Origin of the sequence: Thermorudis peleae (genome assembly GCF_000744775.1) — a bacterium.
GTDB classification, from domain to species: Bacteria; Chloroflexota; Chloroflexia; order Thermomicrobiales; family Thermomicrobiaceae; genus Thermorudis; species Thermorudis peleae.
The window spans coordinates 17,768-43,757 of sequence record NZ_JQMP01000004.1 but is presented as its reverse complement, the minus strand read 5'-3'; the positions used below and the strand labels follow the sequence as shown (position 1 = coordinate 43,757).

Here is a 25,990-nt window from a genome sequence, read left to right as displayed (position 1 = left end):
GGGGCGGGTTGAGCGGAGAAGGAACTGGAGTGGGGATGAAGCTCATTATTGTCGTGGTGCAGAATGAGGATGCTGATGCTGTCCTTGAAGCACTGCTTGCACAGGATTTTCGTGCCACACGGTTAGCAAGTACCGGCGGTTTCCTTCGCCGAGGTAACACGACTTTACTTATTGGAGTTGAGGATTCTCATGTTGACACCGTCATCGACGTTATTCGTCACCATGTTACAACCCCGCCGAAGCAAGAAGGACCGAAGGGAACTGTGCAACCCGCTGCTGCTACGGTCTTTGTCGTCCCGCTTGAAGATTACCAGCGACTGTAATCAATCGATCCAGCGTCCTGATCAGACGCTGGGCTGTGCCAGCGAGGAGGCATCCGTGTGGGATCTCCGCTGCACGCTCTGTGGCGCGCCCGTCTCCTCTCGCTCGTTGGTGCGATTTTCCCACTGTTACTCCTAACGGCAACGTGGGCACAGTGGCAGCATCGGCCAATTGGGCCAGCTGTCATCCTGACAAGTTGGGCCTGGCTTGTCAGTTTGCTTATCCATCGTTATGCACACATCTTGGTTGCTCGCGTTTTGCATATCGTTGCTCTCTCTGCGTGGCGGTGGAGTCCCATCGGGGAGATCGGGCATCTGGTCCGATATGATTACCGGCTTGGCACCATAGCTGAAGTGCTCGCTGGCCCATGCGGTTCACTGCTCGTTGCATCAGTTGCGACAATAACTCTCTGGGCTGGGATCCAGCCACTATCGCAAGGTATGACCTTTCTCGCGCTTGCAAGTGCGCTCGTTGGTCTCCTCAATTTCTTTCCTGCTTTAGGCACAGATGGCGATCGCCTCTTCGCCTTCGTCCTTGCCCTCCTCCGGGGGGAACTTCGTCCTCGGTGTTCGCCTCCATTTCCTGCTCGAGTTCGCACGCTCGCGATTGCGCTACTTTGGTTCACTGGTAGTCTCGTCCTTGTCCAACGGGGAGGAATGCTAGCTCTTGCCGGATGCTGGCTGGCCTGGGCGTCATTTGCACTCTGGCGAACGTTGCCACTGGCTGAACAACAAGCCGCGGTTTCGCTTATTGGCTGGGATACGCCGGCGATTGCAGTTGCTACACGGGCAGTGCAGGTTGCAAGCGACGAGAATCTTGATCAGCTTCTGCCACGCGGTGTGGGCTATGCAGTGATTGGTCAACCAGGGCAGCCCTCATTTCGACTGCTTCGTGTGCCTCCTGCCCTTCGTTCTTTTTATACCGTAACGCTTCGCTTGTGTGAACCGCTTTCGCCTTCCCAATGGATTGACGTATCGGATGAGGCGTCACTTGCTGAAGTTTGCGTTGCGTTATGGGATAGCCGCGCTGTTGCAGTGCTCGTGCGGAGCACCGAAGGCTGGGGAGTCGTTGATCACGACGTGCTTGCTCAGCTTGTCCAGCAGCCCGGCCAGCAGATAACCCAGGACCACGCCAATAACCCTGTCGATCATTCAGCGACGCGGACGCTGCAATGATTGCCAATAGCGGCGGAGACCAATGACAGAGAACGTCGCGAGGACAAAGCTGACGCCGACGATGGGTTCAACGGGCACTGGCTTAACATAACGAACAAGCAACATGGCGAGAAGCGTTGGATAGAAGAGTAAGCCGAAGAGCGCAAACAGCGTTGCCTCAATGATGGCCTGCTGGAATGAAGCGTGGGTCCGCAAGCTTACGAGGAACGGGCCGAGTGTACCAGCCGGCAACCAGAAAGCAAATGCCCGAATCAGTGAAGCAGTAAACTCATCCATCGCTTGTCTCTCTCGCTATTCATGCTGGTTGCTCGTCAGTGCTCCGTGGGCGTCCGGAGTCGCTACGGAATAAACCAGGCAAGACGATCATGCGTCGGCAGCGAACCAGTTCGCTGCCATGCAGCAAGCCGGAAGAAATTGTAAGCGAGCGCTACGGTCGTAAGCGGACCCGTCCCGCCAGGAACAGGGGTGAGAGCAGCTGCTCGTTGTGCAACTGCAGGGTCGACATCACCAACAACGTGACGACCATGTGGATGGATGCCGAAGTCAACGACGACTGCTCCATCTCGGATATGCTCAGGGGTAATCAGCTTAGGGACTCCAGCCGCAACGAGCAAAACGTCAGCTTGCTGCGTAATCTGTGAAAGATTAGATGTTTGTCGGTGGCAGACCGTGACGGTTGCGTCTTGGGTCAGCAGCAGCAAACTGAGTGGTCGTCCAACGGTGGTGCTTCGTCCAACGACAACTGCGTGTCGGCCGCGTAGTGGTATGTCATACGAACGAAGAAGGGCAAGCGCACCAAGAGGAGTGCTTGGGATAATGGTTGGTTCGCCAAGTGCCAGCTGTCCCTGGTGAAAGGGCGTGATCCCATCGACGTCTTTGTGGGGGGAAAGGATCTGCGAGGGTAATGCGCGCGGGAGGCGAGCCGGCAACGGCTGAAGAACGAGTACAGCCGTAATCGCAGGGTCATGGTTCAGTTGCTCAATGCATTGCATAAAGGTATCCGGTGAGCACTGTTCATCAACGGGCGTGCTGACGACAGCGATGGACAAGGCGGTAAAGGTCCGAGTAATTGCGCGGGCATAGGCAAGTGCTGAGGGATCACCAGCATGAACTAAAGCAATTGTCAATCCTTGCTTGATTAATTCAGAAAATTCCTCTCGCATCACTTGGATTATTTTGCGTGCAATTGGTCTCCCATCGAGTTGGCTTGCACTCATGCTTACCCTTTCACATCATGCCAACGCGTTCGCGTTACCTTCCGGTACTGACTGACGATCCCTGATTGCATCCCGCTGTTTGCCGAGTGCCTGCAAGCGCTCGCGTATCGCACCAGCCTCTTCGTCGCTCAAAAGGGCAAGATTTGCTTCAACCATCGCTTTAGCTGCTTCGAAAGCAGCATGGGCTAAAGCCAGAGCGGCCGTCACGTCACTGCGTGTAAACGGTGAGCTGTATTGCCGCAGTGCTTCTCCCAGTGTCAGGATCAGCACACTCGCTTCGGCAACAGCGAGCGGAGCAGCAACCGCTGCATGGGCTGCTTGAGCAATCGCGGGAGGGTGATCAGCCTGCTTACGGAGCACGCCGAGCAATACACGCAAGGACTGAGCATCTTGTTCCGCGTATCGTAATGCCTCAACTCTGATTGATGCGGCGGTACTCGCCAGATGCTCAAGTAATGCGGCGTTCAGTTGATTCCGACGTTGTTCAACATGTGCAACCTTTTCGACTAAGGCTGCTGCCAGACTTGCTGCAATGGCCGCTGCAACGCCTCCGCCGAGTGCTGTTTGGCGCTTTGCTATGTGGGCTGATAACTCGCCAATCGGCCATGCTGTCAGTGGTGGACCTTCAGCCATCTCCAATCCTTCCCGCCGGAGTATAACACTGTTTTCCCTCGCCTCTGCGATCCGGCAGCACAGCCGCACATGCCCGGGTGGAGTGGTGCATGTGATATGAAACATCGCAAATGGGGTAGCGATATCGGTGACCACGACTACTGCCTATTCTGGACTGCTGGCGTTCTTTCAACCTTCTCTGTTGCTTGTGTTTGTGCTTATCCCGTCTACTCCTTCCCGACGTTTTGTCCGCAGTGCTCACACCAGTGTTTCCGCACGTTTCTTCTCAGTCCTGCGCAATAATTCAAATAACACGCTACAACTCACGCGTATTCCCTAGCGTCTGTGAATAACGGACATTTCCTGTGCGTAATCGCGTGCTATTCTGTACTTCGACGCGCTTGTTTTCTTCTCGTGTCGTGCAAAAAGCAAGGTACGCGTGATCATCACTAAACTGCCACGGTGCCAATACCCTTCGCTTGGCGATTGCGCAAGTAATACCCGCAGACACGGAATATTTCGGCAAATTGTGCCTTGAAGGCAATACACTGTGGACAAACAGGACAAGGGTTGACTTATTGGCACGATCGTGCTACGATAGTGGTGTCAGAGGGGCACGGTTCGCTCGTAGCGAAAGGTGAGGTCGATGCAGACGGTGACACGCTCGTTCGCTGCACTGCTGCGTGAGTACCGCGAGGCGGCTCGCGTTTCGCAAAGTCGCCTTGCGCAACTTGCAGGATTTGACCACAGCTACGTCAGCCGGCTCGAGGCTGGTCGACGGGCGCCAACCCGCGAGGCCGTTATTCGCCTCGCCCAAGCGCTGCGTCTCACGCCAGCTGAGCGGGACCAACTGCTCGCTGCTGCAGGATTCCTCCCGCAGCGCGCTGAGCATCTTTTCGAGCATGAACCAGTCTTGCGTGATGTTGTTGACGTGCTCCAGAGTGCCGATGTGCCAGAAGGCGTGCGCGAAGATTTTCGCCAAATGCTGCAGTTACTTGTCCGTCAGGTGCGCCGTGTAGGCTTTCAGGGGCCGATGCTGACCGGAGAATTGACCAGCGCGAATTAGCCTGGCAAGGCGTACACTTGACTGCAAAGAATGTGATTGTGGAAGGGGTCATGCATGGTGGTGCCAGCAGATGCAGGCAAGCGATTTGTCCACCTGCACCTGCACACGGAGTACTCACTGTTAGACGGTCTTGGTCGCATCAACGACTATATGGTGCGGGCCCGCGAGTACGGCATGGAGCATATTGCTATTACCGACCATGGTGTGCTCTACGGCCTGATCGAATGGTACAAAGCGGCCAAAGCCCACGGACTTCATCCTATTCTTGGCATGGAGGCGTATCTCGCTCCTCGTTCCGTGCAGGAAAAGGATAAGTCGTCATATCATTTACTGCTGCTTGCCGAGAACATGCAGGGATATCGCAACCTGCTGAAGCTGGCCACCCGAGCAAGCCTCGAAGGCTTCTACTATAAGCCGCGTATTGACCTTTCAATGCTCGCAGCGCACAGTGATGGCCTCATTGCCACTTCGGCCTGCCTCAGTGGACCCCTCGCCGCGAACTTGCTTGCCGGCAATGATGACGAAGCGTATCGACTTGCCCGCGCCTTGCGCGAGATTTTCGGGCGTGACCGCTTCTACATAGAGTTGCAAGACCATGGCCTCCCTGAACAGCAACGAGTGAACCCCAAACTGGTCACACTCGCTCGCGAGCTTGATTTGCCACTCGTTGTCACGAACGACGTCCACTACTTGAACCAAGAAGATGCTGCCATTCAGGATCTGCTGGTTTGTATCCAAACGAACACGACCGTGTCTGATTCCAAGCGTATGCGCATGGATACCGACCAGCTCTACTTCAAGCCGCCAGCATTAATGTGGCAGCAATTTGGCGCGTTGCCAGAAGCACTCGAGAATACCGTGCGACTTGCTGAGCGCTGTGACGTCACGCTGGAATTCGGCCGTCTCCATTTGCCGAATCCTGGCGTGCCTGAAGGGATGACGCCTGAAGAGTATCTGCGGAAGCTGGCCTGGGAGGGCATTCAGCGACGCTATCCCGAAATCACCGAATCAGTGCGTCAGCGTCTTGAATATGAGCTGCAGGTTATTACCGAAACTGGTTTTGCGAATTACATCCTGCTTGTTCGCGACTTCGCCGAATTTGCTCGGAAGCAACAAATCCCCTTCGGCGTGCGCGGGAGTGCTGCGGCGAGTATCGTCCTCTACGCTCTTGGTATTACTGACATCGATCCGCTGAGCAATCGGTTGGTCTTTGAGCGTTTCCTCAATCCGGAACGGCGGGAGATGCCTGATATTGACATGGATTTTGCGGATAACCGCCGCTCCGAAATGATCGATTACGTCGCAACGAAATATGGCGCTGAACACGTCGCGCAGATCATTACCTTTGGGACCATGGGTGCCAAGGCTGCGATTCGCGACGTTGGACGGGCGATGGGATGGGCCTATAGCGATGTCGACCGGATCGCCCGCCTGATTCCGTCAACCCCCCACATGACGCTTGACCGAGCATTAGCTGAAAGCCCTGAACTCCGCCATTTGTATGAGCACGATCCAGCGTCGCGTGAGCTGATTGATAATGCGCGCAAGCTGGAAGGGATTGCTCGCCATGCCGGAACCCACGCCGCCGGCGTCGTGATTTCGGCTGATCCCCTTGTTGAGCACGTACCCCTCCAGCGGCCGGCCCGGGGTGAAGAAGGATCACTCCCAACAACCCAGTGGCCAATGGAGACGGTTGCCGAGATCGGTCTGCTCAAGATGGATTTTCTCGGTCTCGCTAACCTGACGATTCTTGGCGAGGCGGTCAAAATCATCAAAGAACTCCATGGCCGAGAACTTGACCCCAAACAGTTTCCTGACAACGATCCGAAAACCTATGACCTGCTCGGCAAGGGGGAGACGTTTGGCGTCTTCCAGCTTGAAAGCGCCGGCATGCGCAAGTACATCCGCGAACTCCGCCCCCAGTCAATCGCTGAACTCGCAGCAATGGTTGCACTCTATCGGCCTGGCCCAATGCAGCATATTCCGACGTATCTCCGGGCCAAGCATGGACTTGAGCCGATTAACTATCCGCACGAGGACCTGGCGGAGATTCTTGACGAAACCTATGGCGTCATTGTCTATCAGGATCAAGTCTTGCTTATTGCCCGCAAGTTCGCTGGCTACACGCTCGGTGAAGCCGACATCATGCGCAAGGCGATGGGCAAAAAGATTCCAGAGGTCATGGCCGAGCAACGACAACGCTTCATCTCCGGTGCCCTCGCCAAGGGATATAGCCGTGAAGACGCCGAGCGGATCTTCGAGTTGATCGAGCCGTTTGCTGGCTATGCTTTCAACAAGGCCCACGCGGTTAGCTATGCCCATCTTTCCTATCAGACTGCGTATCTCAAAGCGAATTATCCAGTCGAATACATGACAGCATTGTTGCGTCTGGCCCCGAGCCATCCGGCCGGTACGGTAAAACGCATTGCTGCGGCGATGGCAGAATGTGAAAAACTTGGGATTCCTGTCCTGCCGCCGGACATTAACCGCAGTCAAGCGAATTTCGTCGTCGAAGAGCTGCCCAATGGCCAACGGGGTATTCGTTTTGGATTAGCCATGATCAAAAACGTCGGTGAGGCAGCTGTTGAGGCGATTATTGCCGCGCGCAATGCTCAGCCAGGACAACAGTTCGCCAGTTTTGAAGAGCTTTGTCACTCCGTTGATTGGTCGGTGGTGAATCGACGAACGATTGAGAGCTTGGTGCGCGCAGGCGCCTGCGACTCACTCGGCGACCGTGATCTTTTACTTGCACGGCTGGATAGTGCAATCAGTGCTGCGCAACGCCAGCAGCGTGCCCGGCGACAGGGGCAGATGGGGTTTGACTTGTTGGTCTTACCAGGCGGCCAGGATCCTGTGGTACAGCAGCTTGACGAGCAACGAGCAGATACACGGAAAGTCAACGTTTCCTGGCTATCCTGGGAGCGAGAGTTAATGGGTGTCTATTTCAGTGCGCATCCGTTGGATAGCTTTGCTGAGCAACTCCGCGCCGAAGGTCTCACCCAGATTGCCCAAATTGATGAAGAACTTGCTGGTGAAACTGTTGAACTGATTGCCCTCGTGACGAGCATTCGGCGTCGAGCGACACGGACTGATCGCGTCATGGCAGTTTGTCAGCTCGAAGACCGTTCAGGGTCAATAGAACTCGTCCTCTTCCCTGATCTGTACGATGAAGTCAAAGCCGAGCTGACGGAGGATAAGGTGGTCCGTGTTACCGCTCGGGTTGATATGCGCAATGACCAGCTTCAATTGGTCGGTCTGTCGCTCCGCTTGCTCAATCCCGAAGAGGCGGCAACAACACCACCAGAACCTGAAACAGTCACGATTGTCCATATCCGTTTGCCGGCGACTGGATCACTTGCCCAGGATATCGCTACCATGCATCAAGTGCGGGATGCATGCACCCTCTTCAGCGGTGATGAGACGTTGTATATTCACGTTCCCCTCCGTGGAAGCAAGAATAAAAATAGTGAGGTCGTTCTTGAGGCCGGAGTTCGTGTTGCCTGGACGCCAGAATTTCAGCATTCTCTGCAGCAGCTTCTTGGCCCAGACGAGGTCTGGGTAGAGCAGATCCAGCGTTATCGTGAACCAACGGAGCAAACGACGCGCGTTGCTAAAGGATGATTCATCTTCGACGTTCTCATGCGCGCTCTACGAAGTCCGCTGGCTCATAAGCCAGCGGACTTCTTGACCATTATGGCGATCGGAAAGTCAGGAGGCGATGCTGACCAGTAGCTCATCTGCCAGCGGACTTCACTGCCATTCCGAAGAGCCAGCGCGACGAAGCGGTCGGGCATCGAGCCTGAAGCCGCTCCTTTACTGGCGGCGACTCAGAGCGCGTTGGAGCAACTCCTCAGGCCAGTTCGTAAGCACATCGGCTAAGAGGCTTTCCGGCACACCCGCACCGCGAGCAACGAGACGCTGAAAGTCAGCAGTGAGCAGATCGTCTGGACTATGCCCGTCACTGTTGACGACAAGTTTGACCCCATAGGCCTGGGCGAGTTTGGCAACATGACCGTTCGTGAGCGAGTGACCTCGGCGGGCTGAAAGCTCAAAAAACACATCGTATTCCCGAGCAAGCCGAGCTTCTTCTTCGCCAATGAGTCCGGGGTGGCCAATCAGGTCAACGACGCCGCTCACAATCCCAGCGTGGACGGTCCCCGGCAAGACTGGTTCAACAGGCGTTTCGCCATGCAACACGATCAGTTCAGCGCCCGCCTCGCGAGCCAGATTCGCTGCTTCGAAAATGCTCTCGGGCGGGAGGTGGGTGAGTTCAACACCAATCACGACTTTAATTGGCCAGTATCGCTCAATAATTTCTCGGTCTGCCTGGAGACGCCGGATAAGCTCATGCACGCCGCCAACGCCAGCGTGGTCGGTAATCGCCAAAGCGGTGTAGCCACGCTCGACAGCTCGTCGCACAAGCTCAACTGGTGAAAGCTCTCCATCGCTATAAAACGTGTGCAGGTGAAAATCGTATACCACGGATTGCCCTCCCGCTCCATCCCACATGGTTACTTGCGGCTAAGCCTACCATGGACTGAGTCGTGAGCCGGTAGCCTGCGCCAGGATTTCCCAAGCTTGCGTTGGGTCGTCAGGCAGAATCAGGCAGAGATCGCCTGGCTGAAGCCGTTGCAATGCAGCGCGAATCGCTGCCGACTGATCAGGGTAGGCAAGTAAGAGCGGTGGAATGTCATTCTGCAACAGTCCAGCTTGCAGCCGCGCAAGACGATCAGGGGGAAGGTCATCCTTGGTAAGGAGAACCATGCCACCAAGTCGACCGAGGAGCCGTCCAACTTCTTCGAGTTCATCGTCTGTGACGGCAGCGAAACTATGACTGACGGTGACAGATCGACGATGTGGTTGTTGGCGAATCCCGCGGATGAGTGCGCGAAGTGTCCAGGAGTGTTGTGGCGTATCAAACAGAATCGTCGCCCCATGATACTGAAGTAAATTACACGATCCGAGTAAACGAGCCGGGTCAGGCGTGAACTGCTGGAGTGCTTGCGCGATAACGTCCACTGGAAGATCGAGGCAGCGAGCGAGTGCCGTAGCACAGAGGACGTTTTGTACCTGGAACGTCAGCATACCGCTCAAGGTAAATGGAATCGTTGAAAGGGTAAACAAGGACTGGCAATCCTCTTCGGTACCGCAAATGACAGCTCCGTCATCAACCCATACACCCCAGCCACCGTGCTCCAGATGGCGCCGTAAGGCAGGGTTTTCGGGATGCAGCGCAAAAAGCACAGGCGTCGCAAGCGTTTCTCGAGTAAGGTCAAGGACAGCATAATCGTCTGCGTTCAAAACGAGAAATCCTGCCGGGTGGACTGCTTGCGCTATGATCGGCAAGGCGTGAGCAACCTGTCGTGCTTCTGGGCTGAGCAGACACTCTTCGTTATTGCCGCAGAGTGTTGTGACAGCGGCGAGCATATAGTGCGCGGCTGGAAGGCCAACGCTACTCACCACTGGACCTTCGAGTTCTTGAATTGCGAAATCAAGGTGACCACTTTGCAAGGCTGTCAGAGCCTCGGCCCATGGTTGGAGTTCCCCCGCTTGCCATTGCCCGTGCACGTACACACCGGTTGAGACCCACAGCGCAAGTCGCCAGCCGGCGAGGCTGAGCATTTCAGCCAGTAACCACGCTGTTGTCGATTTGCCGCGGCTACCAGCAATGCCAGCGAGCGGCAAAGGACGAGGTGGGATTGCTGCAAACCGTGGTGGTTGCAGATCCCGCAATGTTTTGCTCATTCCTGTTCCTCCACTGCCGAGCCTGTCGTTGTCTGGCAGTATTGTTGGAGAGCGGCGAGAAGATTCCGGACAGCTTGGGCACGATGGCTCAGCCGATTCTTCTCTTCAGGCGACATTTCGGCTAATGTACGGGTTTCCTGAAGAGGACAAAAAACGGGATCATAGCCAAAGCCGTGCGTCCCTCGCGGAGCTGTCGTGATGTACCCTTCGAGCGTCCCTTCACCAGTAAGAAAGTGGCCGTTAGGAAATGCGACAACAACGACTGCCCGAAAGCGCGCGCGCCGTTGTTCTGGGGGCACATCGCGCAAGACGGCAAGCAACTTCGCGACATTTTCAGTATCAGTTGCTTGCCGGTGCGCAAAGTATGCTGAGAAAACACCCGGTGCTCCACCGAGGGCATCAACTTCGAGGCCAGAGTCGTCAGCTAACGCAGGTAAGCCAGCAGCGTGCGCCACAGCTCGCGCTTTGAGAAGCGCGTTTTCGAGAAACGTTGTCCCAGTCTCTTCCGGAAGCGTAATCCCGAGCGCTGCGGCTGGAATCGTCTTGATCGTGGGTGGTAGCAATGCACGTAACTCTCGCAGTTTGCCAGGATTATGTGTTGCAAGAACGAGCTGGCATTGTGTCGTCATCGACATCCTCCGTCGTCTGTATCCAGGCTCGGGGAAACAGCGCTCGGGCATTTGCCGTTGTCGTTACAGCGATGAGCTCGAGTGACTGGCCGCGTAATGCCGCGACCTGTTCAGCAATAATCCGAACGTAGGCTGGCTCATTACGTTGGCCTCGATGCGGACTCGGAGCAAGAAAGGGCGCATCGGTTTCGAGAACAAGCCGGTCAAGTGGCGCCCATCGTACTACCTCTTGAACTGCTCGGGCAGAACGAAATGTCACGACACCGCCAATGCCGAGAAAGAGACCCAGCTCAAGGCACGCTCGCGCATAGGCAATATCACCCGTAAAACAGTGCATGACGCCATGATGAGGAGGATCAGCTTGACGTAAAACGTCAAGTGTTTCAGCCTCGGCCTGGCGTTGATGGACAATGAACGGGAGGCCGAGCTCGTTGGCGAGCATGATTTGGCGGTAAAAGGCTTCGCGTTGCTGGGCAAGCGGAGTAGTATGGCGGTAGAGGTCAATACCAATCTCCCCAATTGCTGCAACACGTGGATCCTGGGCACGTTGTCGCAGCAAGGCTTCCGTGCCATCGTGATACTTGTCGGCCTCTGTCGGATGGACGCCAAGCGATGCAGCTAGCGTTGCAGGATCGTGGGCAACACAGGTGAGCGTCCGATCCCAGCAATCGGGGTCAAAGCCGATGATCAGCATGGCTGTGACGCCGGCATGTCGTGCGCGTTCGAGGACTGCTGAGCGGTCATCGGCAAATGCTTCAAGATCAAGGTGGCAATGCGTGTCGATCAGTTCGAAAGCCATTGCCCCTCTCGTTTCCCCCACTATTTGACGGTGACGCTTTTCGCCAGGTTCCGCGGCTTGTCTGGGTCAAGGCCGCGTCGAACCGCGAGATAGTAGCCAAGAAGCTGGGCGGGTACGACATTGACAAGTGGAGCCGCGTCACCAACTTCGGCGACCTGGAGGTGAATGTCAAAGGAGTCGTCAGGCTCAGGTGAGATGCCGATGATCCAACCACCTCGGCTCTTCAGTTCCATTGCACCCGAAAGGATGTCATCGCGCGTCTCGTCGAGTGGGGAAAAGACAAGGCAAGGCGTGCCCTGCTCAATCAACGCAATCACCCCATGCTTGAGCTCACCTCCGGCAAACCCTTCAGCATGGAGATAGCTCGCCTCCTTAATCTTTAATGCCGCTTCAAGCGCTGTTGGGTATGACAGGCCGCGGCCGATCACAAAACAGTGGGCGTGCTGCGCCATGTGATCAGCAACACCACGAACACGGTCGTGGAACGTTGGAGTCAGCGCTTGGGCAATGCCGTCAGCAGCCCGCCAGAGGACGTCGAGGCCAACATGCTCACTGCCGTTGAGCACGTGCGCCGTCAGAAGCAAGAGGGCAAGCTTGGCTACATAGGCTTTTGTCGATAGCACGCTCTGTTCAGGCCCAGCCAAGAGCGGGATTGTGTAATCGGCAAGCCGAGCTACGGTTGAACCAGGAACATTGACCAGCGCAGCGACGCGCGCTCCGTGCCGCTTTGCTGCCATGACCGCTTCGATGACGTCAACCGTCTCGCCGCTTTGGGTCAGCGCGATGACCAGTGACCGGTCTGTTAAGAAATGTTCTTGGTACTTAAACTCGGAGGCAACAACAGCATTGACGTGACGTCGAGCAATGCGCGAGAAGAGGTACTGTCCAGCCAGGGCGGCGTAACCGGCTGTACCGCAGCCAACAAGAAAGGTTCCGTGCGATTGGCGGATGAGGCTGGCAAGCTCACGGGCTTGTGGTGGATGCTGGCGGGCAATGCGCTCGACGACGCTGGGTTGCTCGTGAATCTCTTTCAGCAGGTAGTGAGGGAAGCCACCAAGCGCTGTGTCGCTTGCTTGTAGGGTGAGTGGTTGCCAGACGAGATCTCGTGGCCGGCCAGTTGCGCGGTCAATGAGAAGAATCCCGTCAGAGCGCAAGGCAACGATTTCGTCGTCGCGAAGGTAGGCAATATCTTCGACATGGCCGACAAGTGCAACGGCATCAGAAGCAAGGAAGTATCCCGCTGGGCCACGGCCGAGCACGAGCGGTGAGACAGACTTCGTTGCGACAAGTTGATTCGTTAGATGGTCAAGCACAATAAAAGCGTTCAATCCCGTTACCTGTGCAAAGGCAGCGCGCACTGCTGCGACCGTGGCGTCGGGGTCATCCGCGCTGCCAAGGTGTTCTTCTACGAGGTGGGCAAAGAGCTCTGAATCGGTTTGGCTCCGCAGGCAATGCCCCTGTTGTTCAAGCGCAGTGCGCAAGCTGCGATAGTTCTCGATGATGCCGTTGTGGATAATGGCAAGACGTCCACGACAGTCAAGATGGGGATGCGCATTCGCATCGGTTACGCCTCCATGGGTTGCCCACCGCGTATGGCCAAATGCCACGGTTGACGCTGGTAAGCGCTGATCAAGGTGAGCGGGAATACGGCCAGCTCGTTTGACGACATGAATATGGTGGTTAGCAACGACGCCAATCCCCCACGAGTCGTAGCCTCGGTATTCAAGCGTGCGTAACGCTTGGAGCACCAGCGTTGGATCCAATTGCTGGGTGCTCACATACCCAAAAATGCCGCACATGCAAGCAAACCCCTCTCTGGGCTATGTCCAGCACGAGAACGGCCGTCAGCATTCCGCCTCGCTGTGGCATAGCCTATCGCGATCATGAACGCTCGCAATGTCAGTGCGGCGTGCGAGAGGATAGGGCGGGCACCTCGACCAGCCTTTGTCTCGCCGGTCACCCGACGCCTTTGCTCTGGCCGTAACGACCGTGCCAAGCCGGGAGGTCATCCGCCGAAAACTCGATCGACCTCCGCCTCGTCAACTCCCAGCCGAAGCGACTGAGAGTCCAGGCGCTTGCGCGTTCAGCCGATCACAGGAATTTCATCCGTCTTGCCGTTTCCTGTGAACGGACGCCCTACCTCCATACGCAACGCGCACCACTTCCACTATACCTGTTCTGGAGCAGTGTTGCCTACCTCATACCGTAGAAAACGGCGCTGTTAGGGCCGACGCGGTATACTCCGTAGGGAATGCCTCGCGCGTGCAGTATTCACCGAAAACCGTGTGCGCGAGCGAATCCCCAGTCGATGGTAGGGTACACAGCAATCAAAGGATAAGCGCGCGTGATCCCACGGTATACCCGACCGGAAATGGCAGCCATCTGGAGCGAGGCGCATACGGTCGAGCTGTGGCTTCGTGTCGAGCTGGCTGTTGCAGAAGCCTGGGCTGAGCGTGGCGTTATCCCAGCCGATGCATTGGCCCGGTTGCGCGAAGCACGTTGCGACATCGACCGGATGCGTGCGATCGAGCGTGAAGTCGACCACGAAATCATCGCCTTTACACGGGCTGTCGGTGAGACGGTTGGTGACGCTGCCCGGTACTTCCACCTCGGATTGACGAGCTCAGACGTCCTTGACACCGCACTCGCGCTGCAGCTTGTTGAAGCGAGCGACCTCTTGCTTCGTGATCTCGATCACTTGATCGCAGTGGTTGGCGAGCAAGCGGTGCATCACCGCCAGACGGTGATGATCGGTCGAACGCATGGAGTTCATGCTGAGCCGATGACCTTTGGCGCAAAGCTCGCAGGCTGGTATGCCGAACTGCAGCGCGCTCGCCAGCGTCTGGAGCTTGCTCGTGAGGAAGTGCGGGTGGGCAAGATTGCTGGCGCCGTTGGTACCCATGCAACGGTGCCCCCCGATGTCGAAGAGGCAGCATGCAGCCGGTTAGGGCTGCGGGTTGATCCAGCGCCAACCCAGGTCATTTCGCGTGATCGGCACGCGTTCTTCATCAGCGTCCTCGGGATATTGGGATCAACCCTCGATCGCTTCGCAACTGAAGTCCGGCATTTGCAACGGACGGAAGTTCGCGAGGTCGAAGAGCCTTTTGACCCAGGGAACATGGGGTCATCGGCGATGCCACACAAGCGCAATCCGCATGAAAGTGAGCGGGTAAGCGGGTTAGCTCGCCTCCTGCGAAGCTACGTCACCCCAGCATTAGAAAACGTCGTGCTGTGGCATGAGCGCGATATCAGCCATAGCTCGGTTGAACGCGTCATCTTGCCAGACACGTGCATCCTTGCTGACTATCTCCTTGCGGCAATGACAGAAATCGTCCAGCACTGGACCGTTTACCCTGAGCGAATGCGCCAAAACCTCGATCTCACTGCCGGTGCAATCTTCTCGCAACGTGTACTGCTGGCATTGGTCAATGCCGGACTCGCCCGTCACGAGGCCTATCGGATCGTGCAGGAACTCGCCTGGCGCGCTTGGGAAACTGGCACGCATTTGCGCGAACTCTTGAAAGCTGACGAGCGGGTGACATCTCGCCTGAGTCCAGAGCACATTGACGCCCTCTTCACGCTTGACGATGCGCTGCGCTATGTCGACGTGCCGCTGATCCGCCTGGGCTTGCTTGCTCCCGCCACAGCTTCTGCGGAGGCCGAGGCATGAACGCACTCGTCGAAATCCAGTTACCCGGCGTTGAGCGGCTACGGCGTGGGAAAGTCCGCGAGGTCTTTGACCTGGGCGACGGTCGGTTACTGATTGTCGCGACCGACCGTATCTCAATCTATGATGTGGTGCTGCCTACACCGATTCCGGGCAAAGGGATTTTGCTCACTCAATTGACCCGATTCTGGTTTGAGTGGTTTGGTGATCGGCTGCGCTCGCACTATATCACAACGGATCTGGCGGCATTGCCACCATCGCTCGCGCCCTATCGCTCTGCGCTCGAGGGGCGTTCGATGCTCGTATGGAAAGCTGAGCGGATTCCGGTTGAATGCGTTGCTCGCGGCTATCTCGCTGGCTCAGCGTGGGAAGAGTACCGTGTCTCGGGCACGGTGGCTGGTGAACCGCTGCCACCGGGACTGGTTGAAAGTGCCCGATTGCCGGAACCGCGATTCACGCCAGCCACAAAAGCAGAGCACGGGCACGATGAGAATCTCAGTGTCGCCGAACTTGCTGCACTGGTTGGTTCAACGGTCGCAGCCGAACTCCAGGCACAGACGCTGTGTGTCTATCGTGAAGCGGAAGCCTATGCGCGAGCGCGCGGCATCATTATTGCTGACACCAAGCTCGAGTTTGGCTGGATTAACGGCGAACTTGCGGTTATTGATGAGCTCTTGACCCCTGACAGCTCACGGTTCTGGGATGCTGCACAGTATGTCCCAGGTGGACCGCAGCCATCGTTCGACAAGCAATATGTCCGCGATTGGGCCCGGGCCCAGGGGTGGAACCGGCAGCCTCCGGGTCCAGCGTTACCGCCGGATGTCGTTGAAGCCACGCTGGCACGGTATCGTGAGGCGTATACGCGACTGACTGGCCAGCCAGCGCCGGTATGATGGATGAAGTGAGGATACGATGCAGTGGCGAGCTGATGTTGCAGTGATGCTGAAGCCAGGGGTGAACGACCCGCAGGGACTTGCAGTGCGTGACGGCCTGCATCGCCTTGGGTATGCACACGTGCAGGATGTTCGTGTCGGGCGATACATCCAGCTCTGGCTTGAGGCGGATTCAGAAACTGAGGCGACCGCGCAGGTTGAAGCGATGTGCCAGCAACTCTTAGCCAATCCGGTCATTGAACAGTTCTGGTTTTCCTTGACCGCGCAGCCTGTGCCGGCACCAAATGGAACACCACGAAGCGGAGGCGCCTAGCTCATGCGGGTTGCAGTTGTGACGTTCCCAGGTAGCAATGGCGATTATGATGCCCTCTGTGCCGTGCGTGATGGCCTTGGCGTGCATGCTGAACTGGTCTGGCATACTACGACCGATTTGTCGGATTATGATGCGGTTATCCTGCCGGGCGGATTCTCCTACGGCGATTACTTGCGTGCTGGAGCAATTGCACGCTTTGCTCCGGTGATGGACGCTGTTCGGGCTGCAGCGGCGGCCGGGAAGCCAGTACTTGGTATCTGCAACGGTTTTCAGATTCTGACCGAAGCTGGGTTGTTACCAGGGGCCCTCTTGCGCAATGCCAACCGCGCGTTTGTCTGTGACTGGGTCTGGGTACGCGTTGAAACCAGCCGGACACCGTGGACGTCGACCATTCCGGAGGGAACGGTACTGCGTCTGCCAATTGCTCACGGCGAAGGGCGCTACTACGCTGATCCCGCAACTCTCGCTGCGCTCGAACGTGATCGCTGCGTCGTCTTTCGCTACGTCGATGCGCTGGGGAACGTGACAGAGGCGGCGAACCCGAATGGCTCGCTTGGGAACATTGCCGGCGTGTGCAATGCTGCTGGCAATGTCGTTGGATTGATGCCTCATCCTGAGCGGGCCTATGACGCCTTACTCGGCAGCGCAAGCGGCTTATTGATCCTCGCTGCTGGGCTCAATGTGGCAAGTGCGCGCCCTGTCGTTGTTTCGGGGCTGGAGGCAGGGCAATGACCGTGACGCCCGAGCAGTTGCGTGCGGTGGCCTTAACCCAAGATGAATATGAGCGCATTGTGACATTGCTGGGGCGTGAGCCGAATCAACTTGAACTCGGAATGTTTGGCGCGCTCTGGAGTGAGCACTGTGGCTATAAGCACACACGGCCGCTCCTCAAGCGCTTGCCAACCACCGGCCCCGGCGTGGTCCAAGGACCAGGCGAGAACGCTGGCGCGGTTGAGTTGGGCGAAGGGCTCGTTGTCGTGTTGAAAATCGAGTCCCACAATCACCCGAGTGCTGTTGAGCCGTTTCAAGGGGCGGCGACTGGTGTCGGCGGCATTGTCCGCGACATCTTCACGATGGGGGCACGGCCAGTTGCGCTCGCTGATTCGCTGCGCTTCGGTCCGCTCACGGATCAACGGAGCCGGGCACTGTTCCATGGTGTCGTCAGTGGCATCAGCTGGTATGGCAACTGCCTCGGCATCCCGACCGTTGCTGGCGAGACGACGTTCTTACCCGAGTATCGCGATAATCCGCTCGTCAATGTCATGTGTGTCGGGATCGCCCAGCGTCAGGCGCTCGTGCGTGCGCGAGCAACTGGCGAGGGCAACCTGGTTGTGCTCGTAGGGGCAGATACCGGCCGTGATGGGTTGCACGGGGCAACATTCGCTTCCGTGGAAGACCCAGCAGCGTCGCATCGCGGCGTCGTGCAAGTTGGGAACCCGTTTCTCGAGAAGCTCCTGCTGGAGGCGTGCCTCGAAGCGCAGGAGCGCGGCCTGGTTGTCGCGATGCAGGATCTTGGGGCGGCCGGCCTGACGAGCGCGTGTGCCGAGACTGCAGCGCGAGGTGGCACGGGCATTGAAATCGACGTTCTGGCTGTGCCGAGGCGCGAGACGGGCATGACGCCATATGAGGTGATGCTCTCGGAAAGCCAAGAGCGCATGCTCGCCATTGTCCGGCCAGAGCACCTTGAGGAGGCCCTTGCTGTCTTTCGACGGTGGGAACTGCATGCGGCAGTCATTGGCCGGGTGACAGGTGATGGGCGGCTGCGCGTGCGTGAAGGTGATCGCGTTGTTGCTGACGTACCCGTCGAACTCCTCACTGACGCATGCCCAACGTACGTGCGGCCAGCAGCAGAGGCGCCGGAAATCATTGCCCGCCGCGCTTTTGACCTTGATGCCTTGCCTGATCTGGCACGCTCACCTGCTGCTGATGAGGTGTGGCTCACCCCCAACGATGCACTGCTCCGCTTGCTTGGCTCGGCAAACCTCGGTAGTCGGCGACCAATCTACCGGACATACGACCATACGATTCTGACCAACACAGTGGTGCCACCAGGGGCGGGCGATGCCGCCGTGTTGCGGATCAAAGGGACCTCGTTCGGGATTGCACTCACCACCGATTGCAATCCACTCTACTGTCAGCTCGATCCCTTTCTTGGCGCGCAGCATGCGGTAGCGGAGGCTGCTCGCAACCTGTCCTGTGTTGGGGCTGAACCGTTGGCGGTAACGGATTGCCTCAACTTCGGCAATCCTGAGCGCCCCGATGTCGCTTACCAGCTCGAGCGAGCGATCGAGGGCATGGCTTCAGCTTGCCGGGCACTGGGGGTGCCAGTCGTCAGCGGGAATGCGAGCTTATACAACGAGACCGCTGGGCGAGCGATTCCGCCAACCCCAACCATTGGCATGGTCGGGCGCGTAGCGAATATCTGGCGCCATGCACGGCTTGCCTTCCGACAGGGTGGCGTTGTGCTGTTGCTCGGCCCGTGGACGGCGACGCTGGGTGCGAGCGCGTTTTTGGCTACGTGCCACACGATAACCGCTGGAGCGCCGCCAGAACTTGACCTGGAACTCGAGCGTCGGGTGCAAGCGGCAACCCGGGCAGCAATCGCGGACGGCTTGGTTTGGGCTGCGCATGACTGCAGTGACGGTGGCATTGCCGTCGCGCTGGCTGAGGCGTGCATCGCTGGCGAGGTTGGCGGCGACTTCGATCTCGCGCCGTTGCACGAGGCGAACGGAGAGCGTGTCGACCGTACGCTCTTCGGAGAAGCAGGATCGCGCGTCCTGCTCCAGGTAGCACCAGACAATGAAGCAACGGTGACTGCGCGATTGGATGCAGCCGGTGTGCCGTGGCTACGGCTTGGTATTGCCACTGGCGAGCGCGTTGTGCTCCGGTTTGGCGCAACCATCGTCGTTGATCTGCCGCTCTCCTCGCTGCGGCAAACATGGGAGCAGGCGCTGATCCCGGACGAGCAGGATGCAGCACGGTAGGTGCAGCACAAGGAGCCTGACGCTGTGCTAGACTCAGGCACGATACAGTGGGACGAGGTTCCAGCACAAGCTGTACACAATGACCGCGCGGTGCTGGGCGAAAGTGAGGGTGTCGTGCGTGACGATCGGCCGCGCGAGGCATGTGGCGTCTTCGGTGTCTATGCGCCAGGACGCGATGTCGCGCGTTTGACGTTCTTTGGATTGTTTGCGTTGCAGCACCGCGGGCAGGAGAGTGCAGGGATCGCCACGAGCGACGGCCAGCAGCTGTTCCTGCGCACGAGCATGGGCCTCGTCGCCAGCGCTTTCACCGAAGATGACTTGCGAGCGTTGCCGGGATTCATTGCCATTGGCCATACGCGTTACTCGACAACCGGCAGTAGTGTGCCGGTCAATGCAGGACCGTTTTTGGTTCGACAAGGCAACGATGTCATTGCGGTCTCGCATAACGGCAATCTTGTGAACAGCGATGCCGTGCGCGCTGCGGTGACTGCTCGTGGTGCCACGCTCCAGAGCACAACCGATACCGAAGCGCTGGCCTGGATGATCGTGCAGACACCCGGTCCTGATTGGCCAACACGAATCCGCCGAGCAATGACTGACTTTGTCGGTGCCTATAGTCTCGCGATTCTCACGCCCCAGGCCTTGATCGCTGTCCGTGATCCCTTGGGGATTCGCCCGCTCTGCCTTGGTCGACTTGCCGGTGAACCGAACGGTTGGGTGATTGCCTCGGAAAGCTGTGCCTTCGGGCCGATCGGCGCAGAGATGGTGCGCGAAATTGAGCCGGGCGAAATCGTGGTCATTGATCACGAGGGTGTCCGCAGTTACCGTGATCCTGACTGGGCAGGTCAGCAAGCAACCTGCGTCTTCGAGCTCATCTATTTTGCTCGTCCTGACAGCATCCTCTTGAATCGCCGGCTGGCGATTGTTCGCCAGCGGATGGGCGTTGAGCTCTGGCGTGAGCATCCGGCTGAAGCCGATGTCGTGGTGCCGCTGCCCGACTCAGCGACGCCAGCCGCGATTGGCTATGCCATGGCATCCGGTATTCCCTATGCCGAGGCCTTGGTCAAGAACCGCTACATCGGGCGAACCTTTATCCAGCCGGACCAGCGCCTCCGTGAGCAGGGGGTAAAGCTCAAATTCAACGTTGTTCCCGAAGTCATCGAGGGAAAGCGTGTTGTGCTCGTCGATGACACGATTGTGCGCGGGACGACAAGCCGGCCAATCGTCGAGTTGCTGCGCGAGCATGGCGCGCGCGAAGTCCATATGCGGGTGCATGCTCCGCCGATCCGTTTCCCATGCTATCTCGGCGTTGACATGGCAACGCGGGCAGAACTCATTGCGGCGCAGCTGTCGGTCGCACAGATTCGTGAGGCGATTGGAGCGGACTCGCTCGGCTATTTGAGCCTCGAAGGGCTCATGCGTGCAATCGGACTGCCGCGTGAACGTTTCTGCACGGCATGCCTGACCGGGCAGTATCCCGTGCCGGTGCCCGAGGCTGATCGTGCGCGGCGCGAGCCAGCCGTTGCCTCACCATCGCGTTGAGCTGGGAACAGGGGGAGAGCGTGGAGCCATCAGCGTTGAAGCGGACGCCGCTTGAGCACCGTCACCTTGCCCTTGGCGCCCGGATGACGGCCTTTGCTGGATGGTGGATGCCGGTACAGTATCAGGGTATTCTCGCTGAGCATCTGGCCACGCGCACGCGTGCCGGCCTGTTTGATCTCTGTCACATGGGGCAAGTGCTGGTCACCGGTGCCGATGCGCTGCCGTTTCTCCAGTGGGTTACCCCAAATGACGTGGCTGCCCTTGCCCCAGGGCAGGCGCACTACTCGATGCTGCTGTATCCACACGGCGGCGTTGTTGACGACATTCTGGTCTATCGGCTGCCCGCTGGTCTCGCGTTTCTTGACGCTGACCACGCACCCCCTGGCGAGCGCTACCTGGTAGTGGTGAACGCGGCGAACACCGAGCAGGATGTCGTCTGGCTCCAGGAACGACGGGCTGAGCGCTCAGACTTGGCAGACGTGACGGTGCGCGATATTTCAGCGTCGATTGGCATGCTCGCAGTGCAGGGGCCACGGGCAGTGGCCATCCTGCAGCGGTTGACTCCGGCCGATCTTGCAACCGTCCCGTCGTTCAGCGCCGTGGCAACAACCGTTGCCGACGTCCCCGTGCTGGCAGCGCGGACAGGCTATACCGGCGAGGACGGCTTTGAACTCTATTGTCCAATCGAGCAGGTTGGGGTGCTCTGGGATGCGGTGCTCGCTGCTGGAGAACCAGACGGGCTGGTGCCAGTTGGGCTGGGGGCGCGGGATACCTTGCGACTGGAAGCCTGCCTGCCACTCTATGGCAATGAATTGTCGCCGGAGATCACGCCCCTGGAAGCTGGCCTTGGCTGGGTCGTGAAGTTCCACAAGGGCGATTTCATCGGCCGGTCGGCGCTGCTGGCTCAGAAAGAACAGGGCATACCACGAAAGCTGGTCGGTTTCCGGTTAGTCGAACGTGGTGGTGTTCCCCGCAGCCATTGTCCAGTGGTCGCTGATGGACGCGAGATTGGCATGGTCACCAGTGGGACGACCTCACCAACGTTGCGCCAGCAGATTGGGCTCGCGCTGATCGCACGCGAATACGCTGGCGTCGGGCGATCATTTGCTGTCGTGATCCGCGGCACGCCCGTTGCCGCTGAACAGGTGAAGACGCCGTTCTATAAGCGATCGACGGCATAAGCCAGCTATACTGTGGCCAGCAACCGGTGCGACGCGATGGCCGCTGCACGAATCTGACAGGACAGTGATCGGCAGGAAGGGAGGCGTCGAATGGCAAAGGTTGAGCCCGGACTGCGTTACACACGCAGTCATGAGTGGGTCAAGGTCGAAGGGGATATTGCCATCGTTGGCGTCACCGATTACGCCCAATCGGAACTCGGCGATATTACCTACCTGGAATTGCCGGCTCCGGGAACGCAGGTCACCCAAGGGCAACCGCTGGGGGTGATCGAGTCGGTCAAGGCGGCATCGGATATTTATGCGCCGGTGAGCGGTGAGGTGATCGAGGCCAATACGGCGCTCACCGATGCACCCGACGTGGTCAACCGCTCACCGTATGGTGAGGCCTGGTTGGTCAAGATTCGCCTGCGCGATCCCAGCGAGCTTGAGCAGCTCATGGACGAAAAAGCCTACGAGCAGTTTTTGAAGGAGCTGGCTGCCGCCTAAGTGCTTGCAGGTGCCTGCCGAACAGGGAACCCAGCTCGCTTGGCGAGGGTATGGTCAGAGTACGAGAATCCGCCAGGCAGCGAGTGGACGAAAGGATGACGGACCATGACGTTCAGCCCGCACACGCCCGAAGACCGGCGGGCAATGTTGGAAGCGATCGGCGTTGAGCAGGTTGCTGACCTCTTCGCGCCGATCCCCGAGCGCTATCGCTTTCCTGAACTGCATCTCCCGCCGCGGCTCTCGGAGCCAGAAGCTGCTGCGGAACTCGCGGAGCTGGCAGGCCGCAATCTCCATGCTGACCAGGCGCCGATCTTCCTTGGCGCTGGCAGCTACCACCACTATGTCCCGGCCGTTGTCCAGCAGATTCTGTGGCGCGGTGAGTTTTACACCGCCTATACGCCCTACCAGCCCGAAGTCGCGCAAGGAACCCTCCAGGCAATCTATGAATTCCAGTCATTGGTCTGTCTGCTGACTGGCATGGAGGTTGCCAACGCCTCGCTGTATGATGGCGCAACGGCCTTTGCTGAGGGTTGCCTGCATGCTGTCTCGCTGCCGCGAAACCGGGTCAAGCTGCTCGTGGCCGGAACGGTGCACCCTCACTATCGGTCCGTGCTCCGCACCTATACGCGGGGCTTGCCGGTACAGGTGGTCGACGTGCCGGCGCCGCCAACGCTGCGCATGACGCCCGAGGTGCTGGCCGAATACGTTGATGAGCAGACAGCCTGTATCGCAGTGCAATATCCCAACGTGTTCGGGCGCATTGAGGACATTGCCGCGATTGCTGAGCTGGCACACCGCCATGGCGCGCGGCTGCATGTTTCGGTCTATCCGATCGCCCTGGGGTTGCTCAAACCGCCTGGAGAGCTTGGCGCTGACATTGTGACGGGCGAAGGGCAGTCGCTGGGGATCCCAATGAGTTTCGGCGGCCCCGCGCTGGGCTTGTTTGCGACGCGGCGCGAGCTCGTGCGCCAGGTTCCGGGTCGGCTGATCGGGATGACGCAAGACAGCGAGGGCAAACGTGGCTTTGTCATGGTGCTGCAGACCCGCGAGCAGCACATCCGGCGCGAGAAGGCGACGAGCAACATCTGCACCAACCAGGGGCTGATGGCACTGGCGGCGACTGTGTACCTCTCAGCGTTGGGGGCTCATGGGCTTCGCCAGGTGGCGACGCTCTGTTACCAGAAAGCGCATTATTTGGCTGATCGGATCGCTGCCCTCGACGGCTGGGAGCTCGTTGGCGAAGGGCCATTCTTCAACGAATTCGCTGTTCGCCCGCCACTGCCGCCGGAGGAGGTGAACGCGCGCTTGCTCGACCATGGCATCATCGGCGGCTGCGCGCTTGGGCAACTCGATGAGCGCTATCGAGACCTGTGGCTGCTCTGTGCGACTGAGCTTACCACGCGCGCGCAGATCGACCGGCTGGTGGAGGTGCTGGCGACGCTCGCGTAGTGTCGCCAGCCCACTCCCGCTTGTTAGATTCTTGAGACGGTGGGTTCCGTAACCCCCTGCATGATTGCCGCAATCAACCATAACCAGATGATGAGCCCGATGAGCAGCAGCAGCCATTGCCCCAGCCCGACGCGATAGGCTGCCCGGCTGCCGGTGAGTGCGTCCCAATAGGCGTTCAGCCCGTGCTGGCCGTACAGGGCGCTGAAGAGTTGTGTTGAGAACAGGTATGCTGCGATCAGCAGTATGCTCATGAGGGCACTAATGCTACTGGATGGGGCAACGGTTATGACAATGCTCAGCAGTAATGCTCCAACCAGCAAGACAGCAAAGGGGCCAAAGAGCGTAAATCCGACCGGGAGCCACGGCTGGACGCGAACAAGGCTGCTTGTTCGGGCGAGCAACTGGTTGATCACCCGGTAGTGAGCAAACAGGCGAAACAGGTTATAGATCGGCACAAACATCGCTAACACATGCCCCAGCGGGTCCATCCCGGGGTCGTCAACCTCCGCTTTCATTTCGCTCCAGCTCTTGCCGAGCCAGTAGTACCAGTAGAAGCCAAAGGTCGCGAGGGTTAAGCCAGCGACAAGCCAGAGGGGACGGCGCGCTGCCTGCGCTCGCGTGTTCGCTGCCCCGGAAACTGACGGGGCGAGCGAGCTGCGGAAGGGGATGATCACGGGATTGTCAGCACGGTGGTAGCCCGCACCGCCTGGCCCGATGGCAACGGTGCTGGATGCTTCAGTCTCCTCAGGGCGACCACCGGCGGGGGCATGGAGCGGCCGCCCGCACTGCTGGCAGTAGCGTGCGTTGGCATAGGGTACACGTGTTCCGCACGATGGGCAGTAGTATATCACGCGGTTGCTCCTTTCTTGCGCCGCAGTCGCTCGTGTGTGCTTCGTCGTGGATGGAATGTCCCGGTCGGCGTGTGGTTCGGCCCCCAGTCTGCGCTCCCATTAGAAAACTATCGCCTGAAGCGGGAAGCATGGGGTTCCCGCTGTCCGCGGGTATGCCTCGTTGTGGGTGATCGTCTCACGAGCAGCGCTCTGGCATACGCAGTGGGCGGGTTTTGGCGTGTTCTCCCTGGCAGGTGCGGCGTAGTATGGCCAGCGATGTCGCCCCTGATCCGGCGTTCGTGCACCCGTCCCGGGCACCGCCGTGCCGCCGCGGCAGCCAGTGCGCTGCGTTGGCAGCGTTCGGCGAACACGCTGCGCGGAGGCTGGGTTGTGCGGCTGAGCACTGCGCGAGCTCTTTCGTGCGGGGGCGCAGTGAGAGCCGGGCGACCAGCTTGACAGCGCGCTGTGCGGCATGGCATACTCTCGGCGTGACAACTGGAGGCGTGGTGTAGAGGCCTAACACGCGGCCCTGTCAAGGCCGAGATCGCGGGTTCGAATCCCGTCGCTTCCGCAGCATGACGCAGGCCGGTCATAACCGGCCGTTTTTGTTCGCGGCTTTGTTCGCCGGCGCGGCTCCCACGCCCCATGCCGGCGTGTTCTCAGGCTGCCGGTCAGGTAGGGCTGACGGCACGTGCTGGAACACGCGTATGCTCCTGCGTGGGTGTTGCCTCGTCGCAGACTACGCGGGGGGCCAGCGCAGGTGGGGCGCGTTGAGGGTGCGCCCGAGCTGACGGGACAGGGGGCGTTGGCGCTTGCGTGGCGCGCTGCGGTGTGCGCCCCGCCTAGGTGGGGTGTGTCAGCGGGGGGCTGCCGCGTCTTGCTCTGCCCTCGCGCCCCGGAGCCTCCTGTGCAGCGGACATGCCTGGCAGGAGGCAGGAGGCGACGGAGCGGAGTGGGTGCCAGCCGTGAGGGTGTGTCGCGTCTGTCGCGTTGCCTCGCGGCTGCTGATCCTGGGGACGTCGGCCTGGTCGCTCCGGCGGCCAATTCCTGGATTCCCGTTCTCGCGGGGATGCCACACGCA

The 25,990-nt window shown here is 58.9% G+C and carries 23 protein-coding genes and 1 tRNA gene; 14 read left to right on the top strand and 10 right to left on the bottom strand.

Going from position 1 to position 25,990, the window contains the following annotated elements; translation table 11 throughout:
• Positions 1-35 precede the first annotated feature (35 nt).
• Positions 36-323 carry a cyclic-di-AMP receptor gene (locus N675_RS10095; RefSeq protein WP_038039807.1) on the top strand — a complete coding sequence of 96 codons (288 nt, stop codon included), beginning with the start codon at positions 36-38 and terminating at the stop codon, positions 321-323.
• 57 nt (positions 324-380) lie between these two features.
• Positions 381-1,496 (top strand): M50 family metallopeptidase, encoded by a 1,116-nt coding sequence (locus N675_RS10090; protein WP_038039806.1) that lies wholly within the window; start codon positions 381-383, stop codon positions 1,494-1,496.
• Here the strand turns inward: N675_RS10090 and N675_RS10085 are convergent.
• The 3 genes from N675_RS10085 to N675_RS10075 form a co-directional block, all read right to left on the bottom strand.
• Complete coding sequence (locus N675_RS10085) at positions 1,473-1,772, bottom strand: hypothetical protein (RefSeq protein ID WP_038039805.1); 300 nt, start codon at positions 1,770-1,772, stop codon at positions 1,473-1,475. The two genes, N675_RS10090 and N675_RS10085, sit on opposite strands and share 24 nt — an antisense overlap.
• 62 nt (positions 1,773-1,834) lie before the next feature.
• Complete coding sequence (locus N675_RS10080; RefSeq protein WP_051914619.1) at positions 1,835-2,713, bottom strand: bifunctional 5,10-methylenetetrahydrofolate dehydrogenase/5,10-methenyltetrahydrofolate cyclohydrolase; 879 nt, start codon at positions 2,711-2,713, stop codon at positions 1,835-1,837.
• A gap of 15 nt (positions 2,714-2,728) precedes the next feature.
• The gene (locus tag N675_RS10075) at positions 2,729-3,346 is read right to left on the bottom strand and encodes a cyclodeaminase/cyclohydrolase family protein (RefSeq protein WP_038039804.1); all 618 of its coding nucleotides are present in this window, start codon (positions 3,344-3,346) and stop codon (positions 2,729-2,731) included.
• A 625-nt stretch (positions 3,347-3,971) separates the two neighbouring features.
• Here N675_RS10075 and N675_RS10070 point away from each other — a divergent pair.
• Both N675_RS10070 and N675_RS10065 read left to right on the top strand, forming a co-directional pair.
• Positions 3,972-4,391, top strand: a complete 420-nt coding sequence (locus tag N675_RS10070; protein ID WP_038039803.1) for a helix-turn-helix domain-containing protein — start codon at positions 3,972-3,974, stop codon at positions 4,389-4,391.
• A gap of 54 nt (positions 4,392-4,445) precedes the next feature.
• Positions 4,446-8,012, top strand: coding sequence for a DNA polymerase III subunit alpha (locus N675_RS10065; protein ID WP_051914618.1), 3,567 nt, complete (start codon positions 4,446-4,448; stop codon positions 8,010-8,012).
• 44 nt (positions 8,013-8,056) lie between these two features.
• Here the strand turns inward: N675_RS10065 and N675_RS14750 are convergent, their stop codons facing one another.
• From N675_RS14750 to glmS, 6 genes are read right to left on the bottom strand one after another with little or no spacing between them, the layout of a single operon-like run.
• The gene (locus tag N675_RS14750; RefSeq protein ID WP_277870646.1) at positions 8,057-8,185 is read right to left on the bottom strand and encodes a hypothetical protein; all 129 of its coding nucleotides are present in this window, start codon (positions 8,183-8,185) and stop codon (positions 8,057-8,059) included.
• 19 nt (positions 8,186-8,204) lie between these two features.
• Positions 8,205-8,873 carry a histidinol phosphate phosphatase domain-containing protein gene (locus N675_RS10060; RefSeq protein ID WP_038039802.1) on the bottom strand — a complete coding sequence of 223 codons (669 nt, stop codon included), beginning with the start codon at positions 8,871-8,873 and terminating at the stop codon, positions 8,205-8,207.
• A 45-nt stretch (positions 8,874-8,918) separates the two neighbouring features.
• On the bottom strand, positions 8,919-10,136 hold the full coding sequence (locus N675_RS10055; protein ID WP_038039801.1) for a Mur ligase family protein: 1,218 nt from the start codon (positions 10,134-10,136) through the stop codon (positions 8,919-8,921).
• Positions 10,133-10,765 carry an RdgB/HAM1 family non-canonical purine NTP pyrophosphatase gene (gene rdgB, locus N675_RS10050; RefSeq protein ID WP_081887048.1) on the bottom strand — a complete coding sequence of 211 codons (633 nt, stop codon included), beginning with the start codon at positions 10,763-10,765 and terminating at the stop codon, positions 10,133-10,135. Before rdgB ends, N675_RS10055 begins: the two co-directional genes overlap by 4 nt.
• Entirely contained in the window at positions 10,728-11,564 is an 837-nt protein-coding gene (locus N675_RS10045; RefSeq protein WP_081887047.1) for a TatD family hydrolase, read from the bottom strand. Before N675_RS10045 ends, rdgB begins: the two co-directional genes overlap by 38 nt.
• Positions 11,565-11,584: 20 nt before the next feature.
• Complete coding sequence (gene glmS / locus N675_RS10040) at positions 11,585-13,363, bottom strand: glutamine--fructose-6-phosphate transaminase (isomerizing) (RefSeq protein WP_038039800.1); 1,779 nt, start codon at positions 13,361-13,363, stop codon at positions 11,585-11,587.
• A 545-nt stretch (positions 13,364-13,908) separates the two neighbouring features.
• Here glmS and purB point away from each other — a divergent pair.
• The 9 genes from purB (at position 13,909) to gcvPA (ending at position 24,079) form a co-directional block, all read left to right on the top strand.
• Positions 13,909-15,234, top strand: coding sequence for an adenylosuccinate lyase (purB, locus tag N675_RS10035; RefSeq protein WP_038039799.1), 1,326 nt, complete (start codon positions 13,909-13,911; stop codon positions 15,232-15,234).
• Positions 15,231-16,124 (top strand): phosphoribosylaminoimidazolesuccinocarboxamide synthase, encoded by an 894-nt coding sequence (locus N675_RS10030; RefSeq protein ID WP_051914616.1) that lies wholly within the window; start codon positions 15,231-15,233, stop codon positions 16,122-16,124. The genes purB and N675_RS10030 overlap by 4 nt, the downstream gene beginning before the upstream one ends.
• A gap of 19 nt (positions 16,125-16,143) precedes the next feature.
• The gene (gene purS / locus N675_RS10025) at positions 16,144-16,437 is read left to right on the top strand and encodes a phosphoribosylformylglycinamidine synthase subunit PurS (RefSeq protein WP_051914615.1); all 294 of its coding nucleotides are present in this window, start codon (positions 16,144-16,146) and stop codon (positions 16,435-16,437) included.
• A 3-nt stretch (positions 16,438-16,440) separates the two neighbouring features.
• Complete coding sequence (gene purQ / locus N675_RS10020) at positions 16,441-17,169, top strand: phosphoribosylformylglycinamidine synthase subunit PurQ (RefSeq protein WP_051914614.1); 729 nt, start codon at positions 16,441-16,443, stop codon at positions 17,167-17,169.
• On the top strand, positions 17,166-19,421 hold the full coding sequence (gene purL, locus N675_RS10015) for a phosphoribosylformylglycinamidine synthase subunit PurL (protein ID WP_038039798.1): 2,256 nt from the start codon (positions 17,166-17,168) through the stop codon (positions 19,419-19,421). The genes purQ and purL overlap by 4 nt, the downstream gene beginning before the upstream one ends.
• A 114-nt stretch (positions 19,422-19,535) precedes the next feature.
• On the top strand, positions 19,536-20,963 hold the full coding sequence (gene purF, locus N675_RS10010; RefSeq protein ID WP_038040589.1) for an amidophosphoribosyltransferase: 1,428 nt from the start codon (positions 19,536-19,538) through the stop codon (positions 20,961-20,963).
• 20 nt (positions 20,964-20,983) lie between these two features.
• A complete protein-coding gene (gene gcvT, locus N675_RS10005; RefSeq protein ID WP_038039797.1) occupies positions 20,984-22,144 on the top strand; it encodes a glycine cleavage system aminomethyltransferase GcvT in 1,161 nt (386 codons plus the stop codon).
• Between the two features lie 90 nt (positions 22,145-22,234).
• A complete protein-coding gene (gcvH, locus tag N675_RS10000) occupies positions 22,235-22,630 on the top strand; it encodes a glycine cleavage system protein GcvH (protein WP_038039796.1) in 396 nt (131 codons plus the stop codon).
• A gap of 105 nt (positions 22,631-22,735) precedes the next feature.
• Positions 22,736-24,079 carry an aminomethyl-transferring glycine dehydrogenase subunit GcvPA gene (gene gcvPA, locus N675_RS09995; protein WP_038039794.1) on the top strand — a complete coding sequence of 448 codons (1,344 nt, stop codon included), beginning with the start codon at positions 22,736-22,738 and terminating at the stop codon, positions 24,077-24,079.
• 23 nt (positions 24,080-24,102) lie between these two features.
• On the opposite strand, the gene N675_RS09990 is transcribed toward gcvPA, so the two are convergent.
• Complete coding sequence (locus N675_RS09990; protein ID WP_038039793.1) at positions 24,103-24,930, bottom strand: zinc ribbon domain-containing protein; 828 nt, start codon at positions 24,928-24,930, stop codon at positions 24,103-24,105.
• Between the two features lie 476 nt (positions 24,931-25,406).
• Here N675_RS09990 and N675_RS09985 point away from each other — a divergent pair.
• A tRNA-Asp gene (locus N675_RS09985) sits at positions 25,407-25,480 on the top strand.
• Positions 25,481-25,990 lie beyond the last annotated feature (510 nt).